We start from the raw sequence: 15,599 nt of genomic DNA, 5'->3' as shown, positions 1-15,599 counted from the left end.
AACATGAAGCAGCAAAATGTTTAGGTGTGATGATTCAGCAACGTTACACAGATCTCGAACTTGTTTGATGAAAATCATTTCATTTGTTAAATATTGTCAATAAAAAAGCCCTGCATCGAGCAGGGCTTTTTTGTTGGCGTCAGATTAACCGCGCAACCACGAATCAACGGTGGAGGCACCGTACTGTTCTTTCCAGGCTTTCAGACCGCGATGGTTGCCACCTTTGGTTTCGATCAGCTCGCCAGTGTGCGGATTCTGGTAAACCTTGACCACGCGAGCGCGACGGGTCTTCGGCGCTGCGGACTGCTGCAGACCGGACTTCGCCGGGTTTGGATCGAGGATGGCGATGATGTCTTTCAGGCCTTTGCCATAGGTTTTCATCAGTCCCTGGAGCTTTTCTTCGAATTCGATTTCTTTCTTGAGCCCGGCATCATTCTTCAGCGATTCCAGCTGTTTGAGCTGTTCCTGAAGGGCCTTTTCAGCTGCGCGAAATTCAGCGAGTCTGGACAATATCTTTACTCCAATAGTGTGTTTGGCTGATACCAACCGCAAACAAAGCTATAAGCCAGTCGCCTGGAAGCGACTCGGTGATAATTGGCTCACCTGCCAGTCTGGCTCAGGTTGAAAAAATTGTAGTAGTTAATGCGACAAGAGTAAATCCTGATGTTGTCGCCATGTAACAACAATGACTATTTGTATCAATTTGGTGCGGCTGTTCGGCGGTCCGTGCTAGCTACTTAATGCTGAGATAATGTGTCGATGAAATCTGCGGCAGGCATCGGTTTACCGTACAAGTAGCCCTGCAGAAACTTAACGTTATGCTCGGTCAGATAATCCGCCTGAGCCTGCGTTTCGACACCTTCGGCAACAATACCCAAGTCCAGTTTCGCGGACAGCTCGATGATGGAATCGAGAATATGCCTCGATAACGCGTCTATTCCGATCATGGCCACGAAGCTCTGATCGATTTTCAGAAAGTCGACATTGAAGGTGCGCAGATAACCAAGGCTCGAGTGCCCCGTACCGAAGTCGTCGATCGCGATTTTTACACCCAATGCGTGCAACTGCTCGAAGAGCTGCAAAGTGATGTCGTTCGGCTCGATCAGCTCGCGCTCGGTCAGTTCCAGCACCAGCTCCACGCTGCCTGGCTCAAATGCTGCCAGAAGATCGCGACAGTCCTCAACCAGCTCCAGGTCCTGGCAATGGCTGGCAGTGATGTTGATGCCTATATGAAACGGTTTGTCGGAGGTTGCCGTTTGTGGGCCCAGCAGGACGGCCGTCTGTTGCATCAGAGAGCGGGTCATGGGCACGATCAACCCGGAGTGCTCGGCAAACGGAATGAAGAGATCCGGACGCACCAGCCCCTCTTTCGGATGATTCCAGCGCATCAGTACTTCGGCGCCGGACCATCGCTTGGTGTCGGCGTGAACCACTGGTTGGAAGTACGCAATGAACTCGCCGGCTTCCAGCGCGCGCAGCATTTCGTGGCTGGGCGAGGTTGAGCGTTTCTGCACGAAGTGGCCAATGGCACCGGAAACTGCGCCGAAGAAAATCAACAGGCTGAACAGGGGTGGATACTCAGCCGCCATGTAACGCCAGGTTTCACCCTCGTGGTAACCAGCCGAGACGCTGAAGCCATAACGCGCGGATTCCAGCACGCTATGCGCTACCGGCAATGCCGGCAGCGGCCCCTGGTGAACTTGGCCGTCGGCGGTCAGCCAGTTATCGCCCACTTGCAACATCAGTAACGTCTGGCTGCCGATCAGGCGCAGGATATTGCTCAGGTGATAACCATCAAGGGTGGTCAGTGCGCCACCAGGACCGTCGCTGAGACGATAGATAAGCAATGCCGTATCGGGTGTCACCGGATTGCCATTCATCAGCCATAGTTTGCCCTCGTGGTAGTCCCCGGCATTGACAGCTTCCTTGAACGGGCCGAACAGTGAGCTGCAATAGAGATTGTTCTCCCAGACCAGATTGGTCGAGCGCACGAAAGGGCGACGGGTCACCTGTTCGCGCAAGGCCAGTTTGACTTCTTCACAGTCTTTCCCCGCTAACGGCAACAGGATTCGCGCCGCCTCGGCGGTGTTGTCGAGCATCAGCTCGAACTGGCGTAAAGCTTGCTCGGCAGTTTGCGCAGCGCTTTGCTCCAGAGTGCGTTCGGCCTGCATATAGAGGATCGCACTGCCCAGCACGATTGGCAGCAGACCGCTGAGCAAGGTGACGACGATGCGGGTGCTGCGCTTGCGGCGGGATCTTGCAGTCAGCGGCATGGATACATCCTGTGGCTTCGGAATCGGGCCCTCGGTAAACAATCGAGCCAGAGGGATAATAGATGGCAGATGGCTCTTGTGCCGTACGCACAAAAAGGGATTTTATATAGAGGGCAGACAGGCATGGTTACGCTGTGTAGAATCGGGTTACGCATACAATAATAATCGTCTTCTGGCAGCAGAAGCCTCGCCCGCAAGAGCTTTGGGTCGACAATGAAGATATTCGGGTTTCAACTGATCTACGGAGACTTTCTCGCCCGCAGCGTGCGTGGCATCTCCTGCGCGCCTCCTTCCACATCACTTTCCTGACAAATAACCCTGGTTAATTGATAAGAAATGATGAGGCGTCACCATGGCAGATTTATACGAAAACCCAATGGGCCTGATGGGCTTTGAGTTCATCGAGTTCGCAGCGCCGACTCCCGGCACCCTGGAACCGATCTTCGAGATCATGGGCTTCACCAAGGTCGCGACCCACCGCTCCAAGAACGTGCACCTGTATCGTCAGGGCGCGATCAACCTGATCCTCAACAACGAACCCAACAGCGTCGCCTCGTACTTCGCTGCCGAACACGGTCCGTCCGTTTGCGGCATGGCGTTCCGCGTCAAGGATTCGCAGAAAGCCTATTCCCGCGCGCTCGAACTCGGCGCTCAGCCGATCCACATCGAAACCGGTCCGATGGAGCTGAACCTGCCGGCGATCAAAGGCATTGGCGGCGCGCCGCTGTACCTGATCGACCGTTTCGGCGAAGGCAGCTCGATTTACGATATCGACTTCGTATTTATCGAAGGCGTTGATCGCAACCCGGTCGGCGCCGGCCTGAAGATCATCGACCACTTGACCCACAACGTGTATCGCGGTCGCATGGCCTATTGGGCGAACTTCTACGAGAAGCTGTTCAACTTCCGTGAAATCCGATACTTCGACATCAAGGGCGAATACACCGGCCTGACGTCCAAAGCCATGACCGCACCGGACGGCATGATCCGCATTCCGCTCAACGAAGAGTCGTCCAAGGGCGCCGGGCAGATCGAAGAGTTCCTGATGCAGTTCAACGGCGAAGGCATCCAGCACGTTGCGTTCCTCACCGACGATCTGATCGAGACTTGGGATCAGTTGAAGAAAATCGGCATGCGCTTCATGACCGCGCCACCGGACACCTACTACGAAATGCTCGAAGGTCGCCTGCCGAATCACGGCGAGCCGGTCGACCAGTTGCAGTCGCGCGGTATCCTGCTCGACGGCGCGTCGGAGCAGGGCGACAAGCGTCTGCTGCTGCAGATTTTCTCGGAAACCCTGATGGGCCCGGTGTTCTTCGAGTTCATCCAGCGCAAAGGCGACGATGGTTTCGGCGAAGGCAACTTCAAGGCGCTGTTCGAATCGATCGAGCGTGACCAGGTGCGTCGTGGTGTGCTGACCACCGAGTAATTCGCACCGGAAATAAAAAATCCCGGCCTGCAGAGATGCAGGGCCGGGATTTTTTTGCTTCATACAAAACCTGTGGGAGCGAGCCTGCTCGCGAATGCGGTCTTTCATTCAACAGTCATGTTGACTGGTCTGACGACTTCGCGAGCAGGCTCGCTCCCACATTTGTCTTGTGTTGCATTCAAGAGCGGCGTTGCCGCGTCAAATGCTTGAAGCCCTCGAAAACCAGCACCCCCACCGCCAGCCAGATGGGGATGTAGGTCAGCCATTCTCCCGGCTTGATGCTTTCCCCCAACAACAACGCCACCGCGAGCAACAACACCGGTTCCACATAACTCAACAAACCAAACAGACTGAACGGCAACAGGCGGCTGGCGATGATGTACACCACAAGTGCCGAGGCACTGATCAGGCCGAGCAGCGGAATCAGCCACATCAGCCCCGGATATTGATCGAACACCGCCAGCCCTTGTTCACCACCCTGCACAAGCCAGTAGGCGATGGGCAGCATCAGGGTCATGTCGACCCACAGGCCACCCAGGTTGTCGGTCTTCAGGTATTTGCGCAGCACGAAGTACAGCGGATAACCGACCACGACCACCAGTGTCGCCCAAGAAAAGCCGCCAACCTGATACAACTCGTTCACCACGCCGAGGCTGGCGAAAAACACTGCGATTTTCTGCAGATAAGACAGGCTCTCGCCGTAGGCAATCCGCCCGGTCAGCACCATCGCCAGTGGCAACAGGAAATAGCCCAGCGACACATCCAGGCTGTAGCCATTGAGCGGCGCCCACATAAATAGCCACAGCTGTACGCCGAGCAGGGCGGACGAAACCAGCAGCCCGGCGATCAGTTTTGGCCTGGCCGCCATCAATCGGAACAGCTCCAGCACCCGCCGCCATTCCCCGGACACCAGCATGAACAAGGTCATGCACGGCACGGTCAGGAGCATGCGCCAGCCGAAGATTTCCACGCCGCTCAGAGGCGTCAGCAGCGACGTGTAGTAATACATGACGGCAAACAGCACCGAGGCCGAAACCGATAAAGCGATACCTTTAGACAAACTGCCCTCGCGGCGTGAAGGTGAACGGGGCGCGCAGGATACGTGGTTTTTGTGCTGAATATTGAGCGCATGCTCATTATTCGAAACATCTCGCGCTCATTCGGTCGTGCGAACCTCGTCAAAAGATGCTGGCAGTTGCAGCATAGATGGCAAATGGACCGGCGTTAGTGGTCGCCGCCTGGATTGCTCTTGAATGGATTACCAAAGTGCTCGAGGTACAGCTCACCGAATTTGTACGAGGCGTAATCGGACACGTGGCCGATGTCGCGGTACACCGGCACGCCATCGACGCTGGTCAGGCACGTACCGTCCTGGCATTGCACTTTTTTGGATCAAGGACGATCAATTGTGGATATTCAACCTGCAGCTCGCCGAAAAGTCTGGTCAGGAAGGGATCCTCAAGGCCTGACCATGTCACCGCAGCACATGAACGGCTTTGTTCAGCGCTGCCGAGCATCCCGCGTAACTTGACCTGTCTGAGCAGGCATTCGTTGATTCTGGCGGGCATGGGCAATGTACTCATCAGCACAATCGGCGTGGCACCCGAGTCGACGATGATGTCCAGTGCCTGGCGAACCGCTACCTCAAGTCGTTGCTGCGTCAGTTCCAGGCTGCGTGGGTCATCAGGCTTGGTGACAATCGTCGCGGTGAGGTACGCCTCCCAGAACTGGCCGATGATCACATACTGGAAATGGCTGTCCGCAATCAGGTCGTAATAGCGTTGGGCAGCCGTATGGCACTTTTCATAAAGCGCGTTCTTGGCCTTGTACCAGTCGTAGAGATAGATGCCGGGCAAGGTCAGACAGGCCGGATAACCTTGGGCAAGAACCGACAGGCCGGCATCCTTGGCCAGCGTCTCGACAAATCCCCAATAGTGATTCGAATAGGAATCTCCGATCAGCAAAGCCTGCGACTCGGCCAGCGGAGCGCCCAGGACGCAGTCAGGATCAACCTTTTCGCTGTTACCCAGGCAATCCTCACGATGGCTCGGTACGTACGCCTTTAAAGTGCTGAACATCGCGATCGAATCTTCACCAAAACGGTTCGGCCATCCGTCATGATTCCTGCCGACGGAGTGAAGCAGCGACAGGCCGATGGCGGGCAGCAGCATCAACAGCAGTACGGTCTTTCCGAATCCGGCCCGAACCTTGCGAAACCTGTTTTCGATAAGCCAGAAGGAGAGGTAGCCCATCGCGAACGTGGCGGCGAAATAGCTGACTGTCACCGCTGGGCTCAGATCGACGCCCAGGTAGGCCAGCACCGCCAGAATCGGCCAATGCCACAGATACAGCGAGTAGGAAAGCGTGCCAATGAACACCAGCGGTTTGAATGCAAGGACATCCGAGGTGATGCTCACATTACCTATGCCGCGAACCAGCAGCAGCGCCGTGGCGACGCATACCGCGACCGCATGATAGTTGGGGAATCCGCTGAGGATATCGTCCTGGACCGCACAATAGGCGATCGTGACCAGTGCAACCGCGCAAATGAGCGAAGCGCTGGCACGACTCAGGCGAAACCTGTCCGCGCTGAACATGACGGCGCACGACCCCATCATCAATTCGAAGATGCGCGCGGTAAAAAAGTAATAGTTCAGGTCGGGAGCGACCTGCGACAAGTACAGCGCCATCGCCGTGGCTGCAAGGGTCAAACCCAGCACTGCGCTGCTCAAAGCCCGTTTCGCCACATAGCGATGCAGCAGCCAGATACCCAACGGTAGCAGCAGGTACCACTGCCATTCGATCGCCAGCGACCAGGTGTGCAACAGCGGAAGACTGGCGGCATCGGGCGTGGCGTAACCAGAAGTCACCTTGGAAAAATACTGGTTGGAAATCAGTAATGAGGTGTACTTTTCGCTTTTCAGGAAGTCGACGTAGTCATCGGGCAGATAAAGCAGTGTGGTAACCAGCAAGGTCACAACCAACAGCGCAACAACGGCCGGTTGCAAGCGCCAGATGCGCCTGACGTAAAACCCCTTGAAGCTGAACGTGCCGTTCTCCAGCGACTTCATGATGATAGAGGTGGTGAGATAACCGGAGATCACGAAGAAGATATCCACGCCGATAAAACCGGACGGGAATAAAGTCAGCCCTGCGTGAAATATCAGCACGAGCAGCACAGCGACAGCCCGCAGGCCATCGATGTCGGCCCGGTATCGAAGACCTGCGCTGTGCGATTCACAGCTGGCGGCCCCCAAGGACCGCGAGGCGTCGAATGCCTCCTTGTTATCGAACGCGTTAAACATCGCGCGCAATGGCTTGCGCACAAAATCGATGGGCCGATTGAACATTGACTATCCTTGGCAGACTTATTCGAGCGAGCGACCATTAGGTGCGGCTGCGTAAGCACGGTTCCATAGAACGGCAAAGTATAGAGATTTTCTTACAACGGCTCTGATCGGCTTCGACCTGCCCGCTCTTTCGCAGAGGGTGCGTGAAAAATCAGGACTGAATCGGTTTGCGTCCTGACACAAAATGGCTCACATCGTAGAACCCCGGTGTCGAGGCATGCCCCGGTGTCACCAGGGATCAATAAATGCCTTGTCTTCGGCTGTGATCTTCACCGCCTGCGCGAGCGAATAGGCGTCATTGCTGTTCAGTATGCGGGTCGGTGATCCGCAGCGGTCTTCGACGCTGGTCTGCTCGCCGAACATCATCGTGCAAAATGAAACCGAATAAAAAAACGGCCCGTAAGGGCCGTTTTGGTCATGCACGCGAGCTCAAGCCCGCAACGTTCGCGTCATCCGCAACGCCAGCAGACTCCCGCCAACGATCACCGCCGCCAGCACGTACAACGCCGCATCGGTCGAGCCAGTGCTGTCCTTGACCCAGCCCACCAGATACGGGCTGAGGAACCCCGCCATCTGCCCCATCGAGTTGATCAACGCCAGCCCACCAGCCGCGGCGCCCGCGCTCAGCATCGCCGTGGGCACCGGCCAGAACATTGGCAGGCCAGTCAGTGCGCCCATGGTCGCGATGGTCAGACCGAGAATCGCAATCGCCGGATTCGCTGCGAAATTCACTGCGATCACCAGCCCGACAGCGCCCATCAGCATCGGCACCACCAAGTGCCAGCGGCGTTCCTTGCGCAAGTCCGCCGAGCGCCCGACCACCAGCATGAACACCGCCGCGAGCAGATACGGAATCGCACTCAGCCAGCCGATCACCAGGTTATCGCTGAAGCCGAGGTTCTTGATGATCGACGGCAGCCAGAAGTTGATCGCGTAGACGCCGCTCTGGATGCAGAAATAAATCAGGCCGAAAGCCCAGATCGCTGGGTTCTTGAACACCGCGAGCAGCGAGTCGGTGGCGGTTTTCGGTTTGTTGGCGAGGTCTTCGGCGTGGTCGGCTTCGAGCACCGAACGTTCGTGGGCGGTCAGCCATTTGGCATTGGCGAAGCTGTCGCTCAACAGGAAATACGCCAGCGCACCGAGGATCACGGTGGGAATGCCTTGCAGCAGGAACATCCACTGCCAACCGGCCAGGCCACCTTGGCCAGCGGCGAAGTGGTTGAGGATCCAGCCGGAAAACGGGCTGCCAAGCAGACCGGAGACCGGGATTGCCGACATGAACAGCGCCATGATCCGGCCACGGCGGAAGGTCGGGAACCACTGCGAGAGATACAGCACAACGCCCGGGAAGAAACCGGCCTCAGCGGCACCGGTGAAAAAGCGCAGGGTGTAGAACTCGGTCGGGGTGGTGACGAACAACAGGCAGGTCGACAGCGTGCCCCAGGTGATCATCATCAAGGCAATCCAGCGGCGTGGACCGAAACGGGTCAGTGCCAGGTTGCTCGGCACACCGCACAGCACGTAGCCGATGAAGAAAATCCCGGCGCCGAGGCCGTACACGGTCTCGCTGAATTTCAGGGCATCGAGCATCTGCAGTTTGGCGAAGCCGACGTTGACCCGGTCGAGGTAGTTGAACAGGTAGCAGATGAAAATGAAGGGAATCAAACGCAGGGTGATGCGTTTGTAGACGGCGTTTTTACCGTCGTCGATGGTCTGGGTAGCTGCGGCGCTCTGCGACATAGCGGCTCTCTCTTTATTATGATTTTTTGCGATGCAAAGGGTAACGTTGATCGCCCTGAGAGTCTCGGCCACCTTTGGCCGGATTGTCTTTGTGCCTGAGCACAGGGTTTGCCGCCAGACCCTGTGCGGCTGAACAACCGCTAGTGCCTGAAATGAAGGATTGCCGCCGCTATGTTCGAACTCGATCACGATCTTGCCCAAGACATCGTCGACCGGGCCATGGCCATTTTGCCGTACAACGTCAACGTCATGGACAGTCAGGGCCTGATCCTCGGCAGCGGTGAACCGGAGCGCATCAACACCCGTCATGAGGGCGCGCAACTGGTGCTGGCCAACGGGCGCGTAGTGGAAATCGATGCGCAGACGGCGGTGCACCTCAAAGGCGTGCAGCCGGGTATCAATCTGCCGCTGCTGCTCGATCAGCGCTTGATCGGCGTACTCGGCATCACCGGGGAGCCGGAGCAACTGCGCACTTACGCCGAACTGGTGCGCATGACCGCGGAAATGCTCGTCGGCCAGCGCAATCAGCAGGCCGAGCAACAGTGGCGACGGCAGCGTTGCGATGATCTGCTGGCGTTGCTGTTGAGCGAGGCGGGGGATTCGCCGCGCCTGGTCGATGAGGCGCAACAGTTGGGGCTCAAGCCGCAACTGACGCGGGTCCCCTATTTGTTCGAACTGGGTCTTGAGCACGGGCCGGGGCAAACCGTCGAGGCACTGAGTGCGTGGCTGACCTCGCGTTACCCCGACAGTTGGTGCGTGAGTTCGGCGAAGTCTTCGCTGTTGTGGTGTCGCCCGGCGAGCCAGCAAGTGGAGCATGACCGCCTGCTGGAAAAACTCGATGGCCTCGGCTGGAAGATTCTGCGCATCGCCGTCGGCGGGCAGGCGGAGGGGCTCGCCGGGTTGCGTCGCTGTTATCGGCGGGTCGGCGACTTGCTGGCGTATGGTCGTGACGTGTTGCCGAACTCGAGGCTGCTGACGCTCAATCGCTATCGCTTGCCGGTCATGCTGTGGCGTCACCGCAACGATGATGCGCTGGACGAGTTGCTCAAACCGCTGCGCAAGGTCATCGCCAAGGACAGCAACGGCCAGTTGCTGGCGACCCTGCGCACTTGGTGCGAGCACGACGGGCAGAGCCAGGCGTGTGCCGATGCCTTGGGGATTCATCGCAACAGCCTGCGTTATCGCATGGAACGGATTGCCGAACTGAGTGGCGTTGATCCGTTGAAGCTGGACGGGATGCTGGCGTTGTACCTGGGGGTGCAGCTGTTGCCGCAGACTGATCCATTGACATGAGTTGTCCTTGCGGCCGCCATCGCTGGCAAGCCAGCTCCCACAGGTTAGGAGGCGTTCATAACTTCCATATCCACTGCAGAACCCTGTGGGAGCTGGCTTGCCAGCGATGAGGCCGGTACAACCAACACATATCTTTTGTGGAAATGAACAATAAACGCCGACGCCACTTGTGCAGCCGACCGGCGTCAAGGCGCAGGCCGACTGGCAGCATGAACGCCACTGCAACCGGAGAATTCCCATGAAGATCGTCATCGCCCCCGACTCGTTCAAGGACAGCCTGAGTGCCCAAGGCGTTGCCGAAGCCATTGCCCTCGGACTGGCCCAGGTCTGGCCGCAGGCGACGCTGATCAAATGCCCGATGGCCGATGGCGGCGAAGGCACGGTCGAGTCGATTCTCGCAGCCTGCGAAGGTGAATTGCGCCGCACCCGTGTGCGCGGTCCACTGGGCGCGCCGGTCGATGCTGCCTGGGGCTGGCTGCCGCACAACCACACCGCGATCATCGAAATGGCCGAGGCCAGTGGACTGCAATTGGTCCCACCGGGGCAGCGCGATGCGTGCATCAGCAGCACTTTTGGTACCGGTGAGTTGATTCGTGCAGCGCTGGACGCTGGCGCGCAGCGGGTGATTCTGGCAATTGGCGGCAGTGCGACCAATGACGGCGGTGCCGGGGCGATGCAGGCGTTGGGCGTGAAGTTACTGGATGGGCAAAATCAGCCGTTGGTGCCCGGTGGCCTGGCCTTGGCGCAACTGGCGCGGCTGGATCTGAATGGACTTGATCCGCGTCTGGCCAATGTGCGTTTCGACATCGCCGCTGATGTTAACAATCCGCTCTGCGGCCCCCACGGCGCCTCGTCCGTTTTCGGCCCGCAGAAGGGCGCATCGCCCGCGCAGGTTGAGCAGCTCGACCACGCGCTGGGGCACTTCGCCGAGCTTTGCGCGCAAGCATTGGGCAAGGACGTGCGCGATGAACCGGGCAGCGGTGCGGCGGGTGGTCTGGGATTTGCCGCCAAGGCTTTTCTCGGCGCGCAGTTTCAGGCTGGCGTCGAGGTGGTGGCGGAACTGGTCGGGCTCGCTGACGCGGTCAAAGGTGCGGATCTGGTGATTACCGGCGAAGGCCGCTTCGATGCGCAGACCCTGCGCGGCAAAACGCCGTTCGGTGTCGCGCGAGTTGCCAAACAATACGCCGTGCCGGTGATTGTAATTGCCGGGACCTTGGGCGAGGGCTATCAGGCGCTCTATCAACACGGCATCGACGCCGCGTTCGCCGTGACCAGCGGACCGATGACTCTGGAACAGGCCTGCGCCGAAGCACCTCGGCTGCTGGGTGAACGCGCTACCGATATTGCTCGGGTCTGGCAACTCGCCTCAGCCTGAAAAATATTTACCGCAGACCCGAAACCTTCCTCAAGCCTGGCCGATACAACGGTCAGGCGCACACAAAACCACAACTCAGTGCCGCCGGACTGTCGCCCGCTATGGGCCAGTGCTCACGGCATGGACGCTCGCAGTTTCTTTCTTTCGAGAGTCCGACCATGTCCCTGCGTAATCTGAATATCGCGCCCCGTGCTTTCCTCGGTTTTGCCTTTATCGCCTTGCTGGTGATTGTCCTCGGCGTGTTCGCCGTCAGCCGCATGACGGTCATTCGTCAGGCGTCGGTCGACATGGACACCAACCAATTGCCAAGCGTGACCCACCTCAGTGTGGTCACGGAGAACGTCCTGCGCATGCGCATCCTGTCGTTCCGTGTGCTGGTCAATCGCGAGCCGGCCAGCTTGCAAGAGGCGCAAACGCGCATTGCCGTGCTGGTCGACAAAGTGCGCAAAGCCCAGGCGAGTTACGCCGCGCTGCCGGCGGGCCCCGAAGAACAGGAGATTTTTCAGACGTTTTCCACCACTCTCGACAACTACCTGCAAGCGCAGAATCAGATGATCGAGCTGTCGCGTCAGGACAAACTTGATGAGTTGCGGACGCTGATCAACACGCGCATCAAGGAAGGCACCGATCAGATGGGCGAGCAACTGAACAAGCTGATCGCCATCAACACCGCCGATGCGAAAACGGCAGCAGCAAAGGCTGGTGATCACTACGACAGCGCGGTTACCGGAATCATCATCGTTGCCGTGATCGCCGCTTTGGCCACCGTGCTACTCGCCTGGTTGCTGACCCGCAGCATCGTCACGCCGCTCAACCGCGCCGTGCACGCTGCGCAAACCATTGCCGGCGGCGACCTGAGCAAAGTCATTGAAGTCGACGGCAAGGACGAACCGGCGCGCCTGCTCGAAGCCTTGGCCGCGATGCAGACCAACCTGCGCAAAACCATCGAGCAGATCGCCGGTTCCGCCACGCAACTGGGCGCCGCTGCCGAGGAACTTAGCGCTGTCACCGAAGAAGCCTCCCGTGGCTTGCAGCAGCAAAACAACGAAATCGAACAGGCCGCCACTGCCGTCAACGAAATGACCGCTGCGGTGGAAGAAGTGGCGCGCAACGCCGTGTCGACTTCCGAGGCCTCCAATCAGTCGACCCACGCCGCCCGCGAAGGTCGCGATCAAGTGGTGAAGACCGTCGACGCGATCCAGACCATGACTCATGACGTGCAGAACACCGCGCAGATGATCGAAGGCCTCGCGGCACAAGGGCGTGACATCGGCAAGGTGCTGGACGTGATTCGGGCGATCGCCGAGCAGACCAACCTGCTGGCGCTCAACGCTGCCATTGAAGCTGCGCGTGCCGGCGAGGCTGGCCGTGGTTTTGCCGTGGTGGCTGACGAAGTGCGCGCCTTGGCCCATCGCACCGCGCAGTCGACTCAGGAAATCGAAAAAATGGTCGCCGGCATCCAGAACGGCACCGGTGAAGCGGTTTCGTCGATGCAACAAAGCAATCAGCGCACCCAGTCCACGTTGGAAATGGCCCGCGCGGCCGGCGTGGCGCTGGAGCAGATCACTCAATCGATTCACCAGATCAACGAACGCAACCTGGTCATCGCCAGCGCGTCGGAAGAGCAGGCGCAGGTCTCGCGCGAAGTCGATCGCAATCTGGTCAACATCCGCGACCTCGCCACGCAATCGGCCGCCGGCGCCAACCAGACCAGCGCCGCGACCCACGAATTGTCGCGACTGGCAGTGGATTTGAACGCCATGGTGGCGCGTTTCGTGATTTGAGATACGGTGAAGGCTGGAAACCGCGCTAACAGGAGACGTACATGCGCTATTCAGCCTTGACCCAACGAATCGCCGGGGAGGGTGCCGCTGCCTGGCAGATTCACGACCGAGCGCTGGAACTGCGCGCCGAGGGCGTCGATGTTTTGTTATTGAGCGTCGGCGATCCGGACTTCGATACGCCGTTGCCGATCGTCCATGGCGCGATCGACAGTCTGCTGGCCGGTGATACTCATTATGCCGACGTACGTGGTCGGTTCGAGCTGCGCAGGCTGATTGCCGAGCGTCATCGCCAGCGCAGTGGTCACCGCGTTGATCCTGATCAGGTGATTGTCTTGCCAGGCGCGCAATGCGCGGTGTATTCGGTGGCGCAATGTCTGCTGGATCCGGGTGACGAAGTGATCGTCGCCGAGCCGATGTACGTCACCTACGAAGGTGTGTTTGGCGCCTGCGGTGCCAAGGTGATTGCGGTGCCGGTGCGCCCGGAAAACGGTTTCCGCGTCGACCCGGCCGATGTCGCCGCGCGCCTCACCCCGCGAACTCGGGCCATGCTGCTTAACAGCCCGAACAATCCCAGCGGCGCAAGCCTGCCCTTGCTGATCTGGCAGGAACTGGCGGCGCTGTGCATTCGCCATGACTTGTGGCTGATCAGCGACGAGGTGTACAGCGAGCTTTTATACGAAGGCGAGCACATCAGCCCGGCGAGCCTGCCGGGCATGGCCGAGCGCACTGCGACGATCAACAGTCTGTCGAAATCCCATGCGATGACCGGTTGGCGCATCGGCTGGATGATCGGCCCGAAACCCTTGGCCGAGCATCTGGTGAATCTGTCGCTGAGCATGCTCTTCGGTCTGCCGGATTTCGTACAGAAGGCCGCACAAGTGGCGCTGCAAAGCGATCTGCCGGAAGTCACGCAGATGCGCGAGGAGTATCGCTTGCGCCGCGATCTGGTTTGCGAACGTTTGTACGGTTGCCCTGGGTTGCAGCCGATTTGCCCGGATGGCGGCATGTTTGTGATGGTCGATGTGCGCCAGACTGGGCTTGGCGCTCAGGCATTTGCCGAGCGATTGCTGGAGGGTTATGGCGTGTCGGTACTGGCCGGCGAAGCGTTCGGGCCGAGTGCGGCGGGGCACATTCGTATCGGGCTGGTGGTGGATCGGGTCAAACTGGCGGATGCCTGCGCGCGGATTGCGTTGTGTGCGGTGCAGCTATTACAGGCGCGCAGTGCCTGAGGGGCTTGCATTGCCTGCCCCGGCCTTACCCTACACACTGATCGTTCCCACGCTCCGGCGCGGGAATGCAGCCCGGGACGCTCTGCGTCCCTTCGTAAGCTGGAACGCGGAGCGTCCCTTGAGGTATTCCCACGCTGAGCGTGGGAACGATCAGTTTAGAGGATTCACCAGATTCACCGGCCGCTGCCCATTCAACGCCGCCAGCAGATTCTCCACCGCACAGCGCGCCATCGCTTCACGCGTCTCGTGGGTCGCCGAGCCCATGTGCGGCGTCGCCACCACATTGCTCAACTGCAACAACGGCGAGTCATGATTCAACGGCTCGCGCTCGAACACATCCAGCCCCGCCGCGCGAATGCGCTTGTTGCGCAACGCCTCGATCATCGCCGCCTCATCAACCACCTTACCCCGCGAGATATTGATGAAGATGCTCTCCGGCCGCATCAGCGCAAACTGCTCGGCGCCGATCAAGCGTTCGGTCTGCGCCGTCAGTGGCAAGGTCAGGCAAATGAAGTCGGCCTGCTGGAGCAACTCTTCAAGGCTGCGATATTGCGCGTCGAAACGCTCCTCGACCGCCGGTTTGCGCGACTGGCTGTGGTAGATCACCGGCATGCCGAAACCGAAATGTCCGCGCTGGGCCAAGGCTTCGCCAATGCGGCCCATGCCGATGATGCCCAGCGTTTTGCCATGCACATCGGTGCCGAAATGCGCCGGGCCGATGTTGCGGCTCCATTGCCCGCCACGCACCATGTTGGCCAGTTCGACCACGCGCCGGGCAGCGGCGAGGATCAGGGCGAAACCAGTGTCGGCGGTGGTTTCGGTGAGCACATCCGGAGTGTTGGTCAAGAGGATCTGGCGCCGGCTCAGATAATCGATGTCGTAGTTGTCGACACCCACCGAGACGCTGGCAATCGCCTTCAGCTGCGGCGCCAGATCGAGCAACGCCGCATCGAGTTTCAGGCTGGCGCCGAGCAAACCGTGGGCGCGGGGCAGGGCATCGCGCAGCTGCATGAGGCCGTCGGCGTCGAGGCTTTCGATCAGTGTCACGTCAAACTGCTCTTGCAGGCGCGCCATCAGCGCGGGCGAAAGTTTCTTGTACAGCACGACCTGTTTTTTCATGGAAAAG

At 59.0% G+C, this 15,599-nt stretch carries 12 protein-coding genes and 1 pseudogene; 5 read left to right on the top strand and 8 right to left on the bottom strand.

Annotation, left to right across the window (positions count from 1 at the left end; all coding sequences use genetic code 11):
• Positions 1–144: 144 nt before the first annotated feature.
• Positions 145–510 carry a histone-like nucleoid-structuring protein, MvaT/MvaU family gene (locus ACZZZ4_RS23750; RefSeq protein WP_039762749.1) on the bottom strand — a complete coding sequence of 122 codons (366 nt, stop codon included), beginning with the start codon at positions 508–510 and terminating at the stop codon, positions 145–147.
• 227 nt (positions 511–737) lie between these two features.
• Positions 738–2,273 carry an EAL domain-containing protein gene (locus ACZZZ4_RS23745; protein ID WP_463548949.1) on the bottom strand — a complete coding sequence of 512 codons (1,536 nt, stop codon included), beginning with the start codon at positions 2,271–2,273 and terminating at the stop codon, positions 738–740.
• Between the two features lie 352 nt (positions 2,274–2,625).
• Here ACZZZ4_RS23745 and hppD point away from each other — a divergent pair, with 352 nt between their 5' ends.
• Positions 2,626–3,702 carry a 4-hydroxyphenylpyruvate dioxygenase gene (gene hppD, locus ACZZZ4_RS23740; RefSeq protein ID WP_463548948.1) on the top strand — a complete coding sequence of 359 codons (1,077 nt, stop codon included), beginning with the start codon at positions 2,626–2,628 and terminating at the stop codon, positions 3,700–3,702.
• 178 nt (positions 3,703–3,880) lie between these two features.
• Here hppD and rarD read toward each other — a convergent pair whose 3' ends face one another.
• The 5 genes and pseudogenes from rarD to ACZZZ4_RS23715 form a co-directional block, all read right to left on the bottom strand.
• Entirely contained in the window at positions 3,881–4,762 is an 882-nt protein-coding gene (rarD, locus tag ACZZZ4_RS23735) for an EamA family transporter RarD (protein ID WP_039762751.1), read from the bottom strand.
• 164 nt (positions 4,763–4,926) lie between these two features.
• Positions 4,927–5,085 carry a hypothetical protein gene (locus ACZZZ4_RS23730; RefSeq protein ID WP_463548947.1) on the bottom strand — a complete coding sequence of 53 codons (159 nt, stop codon included), beginning with the start codon at positions 5,083–5,085 and terminating at the stop codon, positions 4,927–4,929.
• Positions 5,058–7,052 (bottom strand): acyltransferase family protein, encoded by a 1,995-nt coding sequence (locus ACZZZ4_RS23725; protein WP_463548946.1) that lies wholly within the window; start codon positions 7,050–7,052, stop codon positions 5,058–5,060. Before ACZZZ4_RS23725 ends, ACZZZ4_RS23730 begins: the two co-directional genes overlap by 28 nt.
• A gap of 151 nt (positions 7,053–7,203) precedes the next feature.
• Positions 7,204–7,377 (bottom strand): annotated as a pseudogene (locus tag ACZZZ4_RS23720) (aldo/keto reductase); the annotation flags it as partial.
• A 104-nt stretch (positions 7,378–7,481) separates the two neighbouring features.
• Complete coding sequence (locus tag ACZZZ4_RS23715; protein ID WP_039762752.1) at positions 7,482–8,792, bottom strand: MFS transporter; 1,311 nt, start codon at positions 8,790–8,792, stop codon at positions 7,482–7,484.
• Positions 8,793–8,963: 171 nt separating this feature from the next.
• Between ACZZZ4_RS23715 and ACZZZ4_RS23710 the strand changes: the two genes are divergently transcribed.
• The 4 genes from ACZZZ4_RS23710 (at position 8,964) to ACZZZ4_RS23695 (ending at position 14,473) form a co-directional block, all read left to right on the top strand.
• Positions 8,964–10,085 carry a sugar diacid recognition domain-containing protein gene (locus ACZZZ4_RS23710; RefSeq protein WP_129999432.1) on the top strand — a complete coding sequence of 374 codons (1,122 nt, stop codon included), beginning with the start codon at positions 8,964–8,966 and terminating at the stop codon, positions 10,083–10,085.
• 238 nt (positions 10,086–10,323) lie between these two features.
• Positions 10,324–11,460 carry a glycerate kinase gene (locus tag ACZZZ4_RS23705; protein WP_463548945.1) on the top strand — a complete coding sequence of 379 codons (1,137 nt, stop codon included), beginning with the start codon at positions 10,324–10,326 and terminating at the stop codon, positions 11,458–11,460.
• Between the two features lie 158 nt (positions 11,461–11,618).
• Positions 11,619–13,244, top strand: coding sequence for a methyl-accepting chemotaxis protein (locus tag ACZZZ4_RS23700; protein WP_463548944.1), 1,626 nt, complete (start codon positions 11,619–11,621; stop codon positions 13,242–13,244).
• A gap of 41 nt (positions 13,245–13,285) precedes the next feature.
• Entirely contained in the window at positions 13,286–14,473 is a 1,188-nt protein-coding gene (locus tag ACZZZ4_RS23695; RefSeq protein ID WP_039762757.1) for a pyridoxal phosphate-dependent aminotransferase, read from the top strand.
• Between the two features lie 150 nt (positions 14,474–14,623).
• Here the strand turns inward: ACZZZ4_RS23695 and ACZZZ4_RS23690 are convergent, their stop codons facing one another.
• A complete protein-coding gene (locus ACZZZ4_RS23690) occupies positions 14,624–15,592 on the bottom strand; it encodes a 2-hydroxyacid dehydrogenase (protein ID WP_463548943.1) in 969 nt (322 codons plus the stop codon).
• Positions 15,593–15,599 lie beyond the last annotated feature (7 nt).

The organism is Pseudomonas sp. AC252 (assembly GCF_979258105.1).
The sequence above is the reverse complement of the archived record's forward strand: the minus strand, read 5'-3'. Positions and strand labels throughout refer to the sequence as shown.